General features: G+C 60.0%; 6 protein-coding genes. 1 reads left to right on the top strand and 5 read right to left on the bottom strand.

All coding sequences use genetic code 11. The annotated features are described in order from the left end of the window. Positions 1–22: 22 nt before the first annotated feature. The 3 genes from P0D71_RS04085 to P0D71_RS04095 form a co-directional block, all read right to left on the bottom strand. Positions 23–2,308 (bottom strand): LPS-assembly protein LptD, encoded by a 2,286-nt coding sequence (locus P0D71_RS04085; protein ID WP_408479319.1) that lies wholly within the window; start codon positions 2,306–2,308, stop codon positions 23–25. A 164-nt stretch (positions 2,309–2,472) separates the two neighbouring features. Beyond that, positions 2,473–2,862, bottom strand: coding sequence for a hypothetical protein (locus P0D71_RS04090; RefSeq protein ID WP_408479308.1), 390 nt, complete (start codon positions 2,860–2,862; stop codon positions 2,473–2,475). Then, a complete protein-coding gene (locus P0D71_RS04095; RefSeq protein ID WP_408185715.1) occupies positions 2,855–3,055 on the bottom strand; it encodes a hypothetical protein in 201 nt (66 codons plus the stop codon). The genes P0D71_RS04090 and P0D71_RS04095 overlap by 8 nt, the downstream gene beginning before the upstream one ends. Positions 3,056–3,381: 326 nt before the next feature. Between P0D71_RS04095 and bamA the strand changes: the two genes are divergently transcribed. Further along, the gene (bamA, locus tag P0D71_RS04100) at positions 3,382–5,691 is read left to right on the top strand and encodes an outer membrane protein assembly factor BamA (protein ID WP_408479309.1); all 2,310 of its coding nucleotides are present in this window, start codon (positions 3,382–3,384) and stop codon (positions 5,689–5,691) included. Positions 5,692–6,382: 691 nt separating this feature from the next. On the opposite strand, the gene P0D71_RS04105 is transcribed toward bamA, so the two are convergent. Further along, entirely contained in the window at positions 6,383–6,655 is a 273-nt protein-coding gene (locus P0D71_RS04105) for a hypothetical protein (RefSeq protein ID WP_408479310.1), read from the bottom strand. Between the two features lie 269 nt (positions 6,656–6,924). Further along, the coding region (locus tag P0D71_RS04110; protein WP_408479311.1) for an NAD(P)(+) transhydrogenase (Re/Si-specific) subunit beta at positions 6,925–8,260 on the bottom strand (1,336 nt) is incomplete at its 5' end.

Below are 8,260 nucleotides of genomic sequence, written 5' to 3' on the forward strand. Positions count from 1 at the left end.
GGCAGGAGCGGGCGTACCTCTCTTACGGATAGTCACTGAAGCGCGAGGTGGGTTCGTTGACCGTCGAAGCCGGTGTATAACCCGGCACATTCGCGCGAAACTGATCGAGCAGCCCGTTATCCACCTGCGAAAAACCCTTGAGCTGAAGTTGCATCAACACGCGCGTACCGGTACTCGGCGACGTGGTCGAACTGGTGGCGTTGGTGTACTTTTCGAATGCGACGCCCAATGACCAGCAATCCGCGTCGTACTGAAATCCCAGCAATCCTGCGATCAGGCGGTGCGTGCTCATGTCGTAATTCACCCGGGCCACGCTCACCATGTTGCGCGCGAGTGGCCATTGCTCCGACACGATGAACTGGTTGACCGGCTGATAGTCGAGCGTACTGTTAGCCCGCGTATAGCGATACGCGACGTTCAACACCTCGCGCGCCCCCGGCGCCCAGCCGAAGCCGGCCTCCGCATGGGTCAGGTAATGGTTGGCCTGGCTGTACTCCACCGCCTGTTCGGTCGTGAAATCCGGCCCCACCTTGTACGAAGCGCCCACGATCACGCCGGTACGAGCGACCGTACTGGCCGCGTCGTCCGTCTGCAGGGTCACGCGCGGGGTGCGGAAGTCGTACTGCTGCGCGAGGATGAAACGGGCGCGCTCGTCGCCGCTCGCGGGATCGATGAAACGCGTGGTCAGTGCGGCGGTGACGCGATTGGCGTCGGACACCCGGTCGTTGCCGACGAAGCTGTTGGGCATGAACAATTCCGTGAGCCCGAAATCGGCCGTTGCCGTATCGAACAGCGGCGCGAACGATTGGTCGCGATACGGCGTGTAGACATAGAAAAGCCGCGGTTCGAGGGTCTGTATGTACGATTGCCCGAAAAGCCGCACGCTGCGCTCGAACCGCATGCCCGAGTCGAGGCTGAAGGTGGGTACGTTCACACTGAACGACTTCGGCTCCCCGGCGGGCACGTCGGTACCGATCGAGGTCAGGTCGTAGGCTGCGAAATGCCACGCGAGCTTCGGCGTGATGAACCAGCCTGGGCGCTCGATCGGATAGCTGACGTAAGGATTGAACACGAAGCGGTTGCCCTGCGTCATATCCGACGATGAGATCGTGAAACGTGTCGCATCCGCTTCCGCGCCGAAGTCGAATCCGCCCACGTCGTAGCGTGCATAGTGCACGTTCACCTGCGGTTCGCGGTTATAGGTCGAGTCGCTCGAGAAAGTCTGCCAGCGCTGTTCGCGGGCCAGCACGCTCCACGGACCGTTGCTGTAGGTGAGGCCCGCCTCCTGTTGGTAGAGCGTGGTGGAGCCGGTTGGAAACGCCACGCCCGAGGCCAGATCGGTCGACACCGTCGAGTCCGACACGCGGTTGTAGTTCACGTAGGCGTTCAGACCGGAACCGAGATTCCAGTTCTGATTCAACGCAATCGAGTAGCGTTGTGTGCCGGTAATCGCATCGTGCGGCAGCCATGCGAGAGATATCGTGCCCGAATCGCCCGGCTGCATATAACGGTAGTCGGCGGTCAGCATCTCGCCTCGACGCGACATGATGCGCGGCGTGAGCGTGAGGTCGTAATTCGGCGCGAGATTGAAGTAGTACGGCAATGCGACGTCGACGCCGTTGGTGGAACTGACCGAGAACGTCGGCGGCAGGAAGCCGCTGCGGCGGGCGCCGGACAATGGAAACGACAGCCATGGGCTCGCCAGCAGTGGCACGCCCTGAAAAAACAGCACGCCGTAGTGCGCGATGCCTTCGTCGTTGCCATTGTCGATATCGAATTCGGATGCCTTCAGATACCACGCCGGCGCGGACTCGCATTGGCAGGTGCTGTATGTGCCGCGATAAACGATGGTACGTTCGTTATCGACCACATCCGCGCGCTCGGCGCTGCCCCATCCGCCGCTGAGATTGAACCTGTACTTCGGCACGCTGATATAGCCGTGGTTCGCATCCACATAAAAATGCGCATCCGGCCCGTGGAACACGTTGCCGTTGTCGGCGAGGCGCACATGGCCGTAGGCGTCGACCTTGTCGCGGTCGACGTCGTAATGCAGCGCGTCTGCCTCGACGATCGACGCCGGGCGCCGCAACTGCGCGTGTCCTTTCAATGAGACGTCGGTGCCGGTCGTGGTGGTCATCGAATCGGCTATCGCCGAGGTGACGGGTTTGTCGCCCGGCCGCAGGGGATGTTCGCTCAATTGCGGCGCGAGGCGCAGGCCCCAGATGCCGTCGAGCGATTCGGGCACCGCTGCGTTGCCGGCCAATTGCGCGTAACCGGCAAGTGGCGCGCATCCTGCCGCGCATAGCACGAGAGGAACGAGCGGCCGCAAACGTAGACGCTGAAATACACGGCGTAGTATCAAGACAGGTAATGCCCGGAAAGGAGGAGGGACGCTGCGATTCGGCGTCGTGAAGAGGAGCCCGGGCATGCGCCCGGTCGAACAGCGTCATGCGCGGGTGGATAGACCGGGCTTTACTGAAGCGTCATGTCGTTCGAGCGGAGCTCGCTTACACCCGCTGCGCCGCCGAGCGCCTGCAGCAGATAGGGAATCTGCCCGGCCGGCAACGAAAACGACAACCCCGCGCTGCCGGATAGCCGGAAGCGGATCACCACCATCTCCATACCGTTGAGCCGACCGACTTCCCAGCCCTGGCAGTGCAACGCGAAGCCCATGTCCTGATCGTTATGAATCACGCGGTCGGCGTGCTCGATGGCATTCGGCAGGGCGACCAGCAAGTCGTTGAGTACCGAGCGATGCAACGCAGCGGTGGGCTGATTGCCGTGAATGAGCAGGTATTGACCATCCGCCGTCAACTGCATGTCGGTAATGGAATTGAGCATGAAGGTCGACGCATCAGACACGGTTCGGTTCCTCCAGTCCTGGCGTTGTCCGGCTCGCGGCTTGGCGATCCGCCGTGTTCGCGATGTTCGCCGCGCTGCCGGACGCCTCGCGTGGAGTGAGCAGCGACGCCAGAGCCAGATGGATCGAGAAGATCGGCGTTGAACTGGCACGCAGGACCGCCGCCAGAACGGTGGGTGAAAGATATTCAATCATGATCGCTTCTCCAAATCGCGTTTCGCAGGTAGCGGAATCGACAATTTGACGATAGCAGCGCACGCCGGCCGCCGGGTTACACGCGCCCTACGCTTCCTTGGGTTCTGTAACGCTTTATTTCGACGCACGGTCTGCAAAGCGAATGCGCCTGCCCAACGAGCAGGCTACGCAGGTTAGCAACCCTAATGTACGGAAAGTTTTCAGTAACGATCCAGGGCAATCACGTCCCTATACTTCGCGCTTTCCAGAGCCAAGGCACGTCGTTTCGAATGCAGCGCCCGCACGCTTTCTCGTTGTCGCGCGATGCATCAGGACTGAAACCCAAGATGAAACTTCAAGTATTAACGAGCCGTTTAGGCGGCGCGCTCTCGCTCGCCGGCATTACGCTGACAAGCGGGTCCGCCCAGGCCGCGCAGCCTTTCGTGGTGCAAGACATCCGCATCGAGGGATTGAAACGTGTCGAGGCCGGCACGCTGTTCGCCTATCTGCCGATTAAGCAGGGTAGCCTGTTCAGCGACGATAAGGCTTCCGAAGCGATCCGCGCGCTCTATGCCACCGGCTTCTTCAACGAGGTGCGGATCTCGACCGAGGGCAATATCGTCATCGTGTACGTGCAGGAACGTCCGGCCGTCGGTACGATCGACTTCGCGGGCATTCATGAATTCGACAAGGAAAACCTCACCAAGGCACTCGGTTCGGTCGGACTGTCGCAGGGCCGCTATTACGACAAGGCGCTGGTCGACAAAGCCGAACAGGAACTCAAGCGCCAGTACCTGACCCGCGGCTATTACGCCGCCGAAGTCGTCACCACGATCACGCCGATCGACCGCAATCGGGTGGCCGTGCTGTTCTCGGTCGCCGAGGGGCCGAGCGCGAAGATCCGCCAGATCAACTTCATTGGCAACCAGGCATTCAGTACCGATACGTTGCGCGACGAGATGCAACTGTCCACGCCGAACTGGTTCTCGTGGTACACGAAGAACGACCTGTACGCGAAGGACAAACTCACCGGCGATCTGGAACACGTACGCGCGTATTACCTGAATCGCGGCTATCTGGAGTTCAACATCGAGTCGACTCAGGTATCGCTGACACCCGACAAGAAGGAGATGTACCTCACCGTCACGCTGCACGAGGGCGAGCCGTATACGATTACGTCGATCGGTCTCGCGGGCAATCTGCTCGATCGCGAAGCGGAATTGAGAAAGCTCGTCCATATAAAAGCCGGTGAGCGTTTCTCGGCCGAGAAGCTGCAGGCCACCACCAAGGCCATTGTCGACAGGCTGGGGGAGTATGGCTATGCGTTCGCCACCGTCAATGCGGTGCCGAAGATCGATCAGGAACACCATACGGTCGATCTGACATTACAGGTGGACCCGAGCCGCCGCGTGTATGTGCGCCACATCAACGTGATAGGCAACACACGTACGCGTGACGAAGTGGTGCGCCGTGAAATGCGTCAGCTCGAAAGCTCGTGGTTCGATTCGAACCGTCTCACGCTGTCGAAAGACCGGGTCAACCGGCTCGGCTACTTCACCGATGTGGATGTCACCACGGTGCCGGTGGAAGGCTCGCCCGATCAGGTCGACGTGGACGTCAAGGTCAGCGAGAAACCCACTGGCGCGATTACGCTCGGCGCGGGCTTTTCGTCGACGGACAAGGTCGTGCTCTCGGCCGGCATCTCGCAAGACAACGTGTTCGGTTCGGGCACGAGCCTCGCCGTGAACGTGAACACCGCGAAGACCTACCGCACACTGACCGTGACGCAGACCGATCCCTATTTCACCGTGGACGGCATCAAGCGGATCACCGACGTGTACTACCGCACCAACTACCCGCTCTACTACTATACGGACACGAGCTTTCGCATCATTACGGTGGGCGCGGATCTGAAATTCGGCATTCCGTTTTCCGAGGCGGATACCGTCTATTTCGGTGTTGGACTTGAACAGAACCGCCTGTCGACGGATTCGTCCACGCCGCAAAGTTACAAGGACTACGTCGCCGAATTCGGCCACGTGGTCAACAATGTGCCCCTCACGGCGGGGTGGGCTCGCGACAATCGAGACAGCGCACTGGTGCCGAGTCGCGGCTACTTCATTCAGGGTAACGGCGAAGTCGGCACGCCGGCCGGCGGCACCGAATACTACAAGGCGGACGTGCAGGCGCAGTATTACTACTCGTTCTCGCGCGGCTTCATTCTCGGCCTGAATCTGCAGGGCGGTTATGGCAATGGATTTGCGGGTAAGGCCTATCCGATCTTCAAGAACTACTATGCGGGCGGGATCGGCTCGGTGCGCGGCTACGAGTCCGGTTCGCTCGGTCCGACCGACAAGACGACCGGCGACCCGATCGGCGGCTCGCGCATGGTAGTGGCCAACGTCGAGATGACGTTCCCGCTGCCAGGCAGTGGTTGGGACCGGACGCTACGCGTATTCACTTTCCTCGATGCCGGCAATGTCTGGGGCGACGAAGGCAACAGTACCGGCGCCAACGGATTGCGTTACAGCTATGGTGCGGGTCTCGAATGGATTTCACCGATTGGTCCGCTCAAGCTTTCGCTCGGCTTCCCGATCGTCAAACACGCGACTGACAAATATCAGAAGTTCCAGTTTCAGATCGGCACGTCGTTCTGAGCGAGTCGCAAGGCTGCGGGCCTGAGCCGCGCAGAGGCTGCGCGGTTGCTGCCTGCGGCGCTATCGGTCGAGAGACCAGCGTCAGGATGTTGTGCGCAATCAGAAGGTCACATCAGCCTGCGGCGTGCGGCGGATATCGGTCCGACCGAAAAACTTTCGTAAGCGCTGCGCCAGAAGGCTATCTAATCGCGTCTTATCAGCGGGGACCTGATCTGTAACATAGGCGGCGAGACTGCTTGGTCATTTTAAAACACGAGTGGAGCATGAAAGCAGGCCCATTCATGAATCCTCGCGTATGCCAGGTGCTTTTGTCAGGAGCGAATGTGCGGCGGCTTCTTTTGACCACATTGCTGGCGGGAATAGGCGGATTGCAAGGTTGCTCGACTACGCTGGAGACCCTTGGATTAGGGGTTGGGTTGGGCATCGGGGTGGGAACGATCGCAGCGATAGGTACGATCGCTTGCGCGATCGGCTGTGAGCGTAATCAAGGGTTTTGAGTGGGCTTGCCGGGATCCACCTGGTGGTGATGACGCGTCTCTGCCGATGACACGACTGACATCGTCGGCGCTCGAATACCCGCTCTGAGAGTTTGGTCCGGCCCCGGCGCATTCTATTCACTCAAACGGCCGGGTAGCCGTCGAAATACGAAGAGTTGTTACCGACGAATTCGTCCTGGTCTTCAAGATCCTTTTTACCTGACAGTTGTCTTCGAGGAGTCGTTGACGACACCGGTAACGGAACGCACGATTTCGCGATTGTGTTCTTCCTGAGCGGCGGGTGTCACGGTACGTGAAGACTCAAGCTCTGCGCGAACTTCCGCGCGAGTCTTGACGCCCGGTCCATAGTTGGGAGGGCCTTCATAGCTGCCCGATCGGCCGATTCCCTGGCCTCCTTGAGCAAAAGCAGTCGTCGTGATGATGGTCGCGACGAGTGCCAACGAAAGTCGATAAAGGGTGGCTGACATATTGAAGCTCCGTTAGAGAAAAAATCTACGAAAGATGACGCTTAAGGATAAAAATTAAAGTTGGTAATACGAAATAAAAATAAGTGGCAGGTGGATAAGAACTAAATTCGTGGCAACCTTCTCGGTTAAAAGTTACCTATCTTCGACGCTCTGATCTGGCCGACTATCTCCGTGCGGGTCTGCCGGCCAGTCGGTATTGCGGTGGGTCCGTTTTCGAGCAGAACTGCCAACGCTCGCGTTTCATTTGTGAGCGTAGACGTTCTCATCGCTCACTCGACCGCTTTCACCATATCCTCAATCACCTTCTTCGCGTCGCCGAACACCATCATCGTCTTGTCCATGTAGAACAGGTCGTTGTCGAGACCGGCGTAGCCTGCTGCCATCGACCGCTTGTTGACGATCACCGTGCGCGCCTTGTACGCCTCGATAATCGGCATGCCCGCGATCGGCGACTTCGGATCGTTCTTCGCCGCCGGGTTCACCACGTCGTTCGCGCCGAGCACCAGCACCACGTCGACCTGCCCGAACTCACCGTTGATGTCGTCCATTTCGTAGACCATGTCGTAGGCGACTTCGGCTTCGGCGAGCAGCACGTTCATGTGCCCAGGCATGCGGCCGGCCACCGGGTGAATCGCGTACTTCACCTCGATGCCTTTCTCGACCAGCTTGTCGGTCAGTTCCTTCAACGCATGCTGCGCACGTGCGACGGCGAGGCCATAACCCGGCACGATCACCACGGTTTCGGCATTGCCGAGCATGAACGCTGCATCATCGGCCGAACCGGATTTCACCGGACGCTGCTCAGCCGACCCACCCGCTGCAGCCGCGCCCGGTTCGTTGCCGAAGCCGCCGAGAATCACGTTGAAGAACGAGCGGTTCATCGCCCGGCACATGATGTACGACAGAATCGCACCGGACGAGCCGACCAGCGAGCCCGCAATGATCAGCATCGGATTGTTCAGCGAGAAGCCGATGCCCGCCGCCGCCCAACCCGAATACGAGTTCAGCATCGACACGACCACTGGCATATCCGCGCCGCCAATCGGAATGATGATCAGCACGCCGAGCACGAAGGCGATCAGCGTCATGATGATGAACGGCAGCCACGACTGCGTGAGAAAGAAGATCACGCCGAAGCCGAGCATCGCGAGCGCGAGCAGCAGGTTGATCAGATGCTGACCGGCATACACGACCGGCGCGCCCTGGAACAGCCGGAACCTGTACTTGCCCGACAGCTTGCCGAACGCGATCACCGAACCCGAGAACGTGATCGCGCCGACGAACGTGCCGATGAACAGTTCGACGCGATTGCCATACGGCAGGAAGCCCGGCGCGGTGTTCTCCGGATCGACCAGACCGAACGCGGACGGCTCCGACACCACCGCATACGCGATACACACGGCGGCGAGACCGATCAGCGAGTGCATCGCCGCGACCAGTTCCGGCATCTTGGTCATCTCGACGCGCGCGGCGACGAACGCACCAACCGCGCCGCCGATCACCAGCGCGACCAGCAGCAAACCGAGACCCAACCCGAGGTTCGAGCCGAGCCCGTTCGCCTGCTTGACGATCAGCGCGATGGTGGTGAGGATCGCGATCGCCATC

Source organism: Paraburkholderia sp. RL17-383-BIF-A, assembly GCF_046028015.1.
In the GTDB taxonomy this organism is placed as follows: Bacteria; Pseudomonadota; Gammaproteobacteria; order Burkholderiales; family Burkholderiaceae; genus Paraburkholderia.

Bases quoted from the DNA above. Each gene is read 5' to 3' on its own strand.
- bamA (WP_408479309.1), top strand. From the start codon at position 3,382: ATGAAACTTCAAGTATTAACGAGCCGTTTAGGCGGCGCGCTCTCGCTC.
- P0D71_RS04105 (WP_408479310.1), bottom strand. From the start codon at position 6,655: ATGTCAGCCACCCTTTATCGACTTTCGTTGGCACTCGTCGCGACCATC.
- P0D71_RS04095 (WP_408185715.1), bottom strand. From the start codon at position 3,055: ATGATTGAATATCTTTCACCCACCGTTCTGGCGGCGGTCCTGCGTGCC.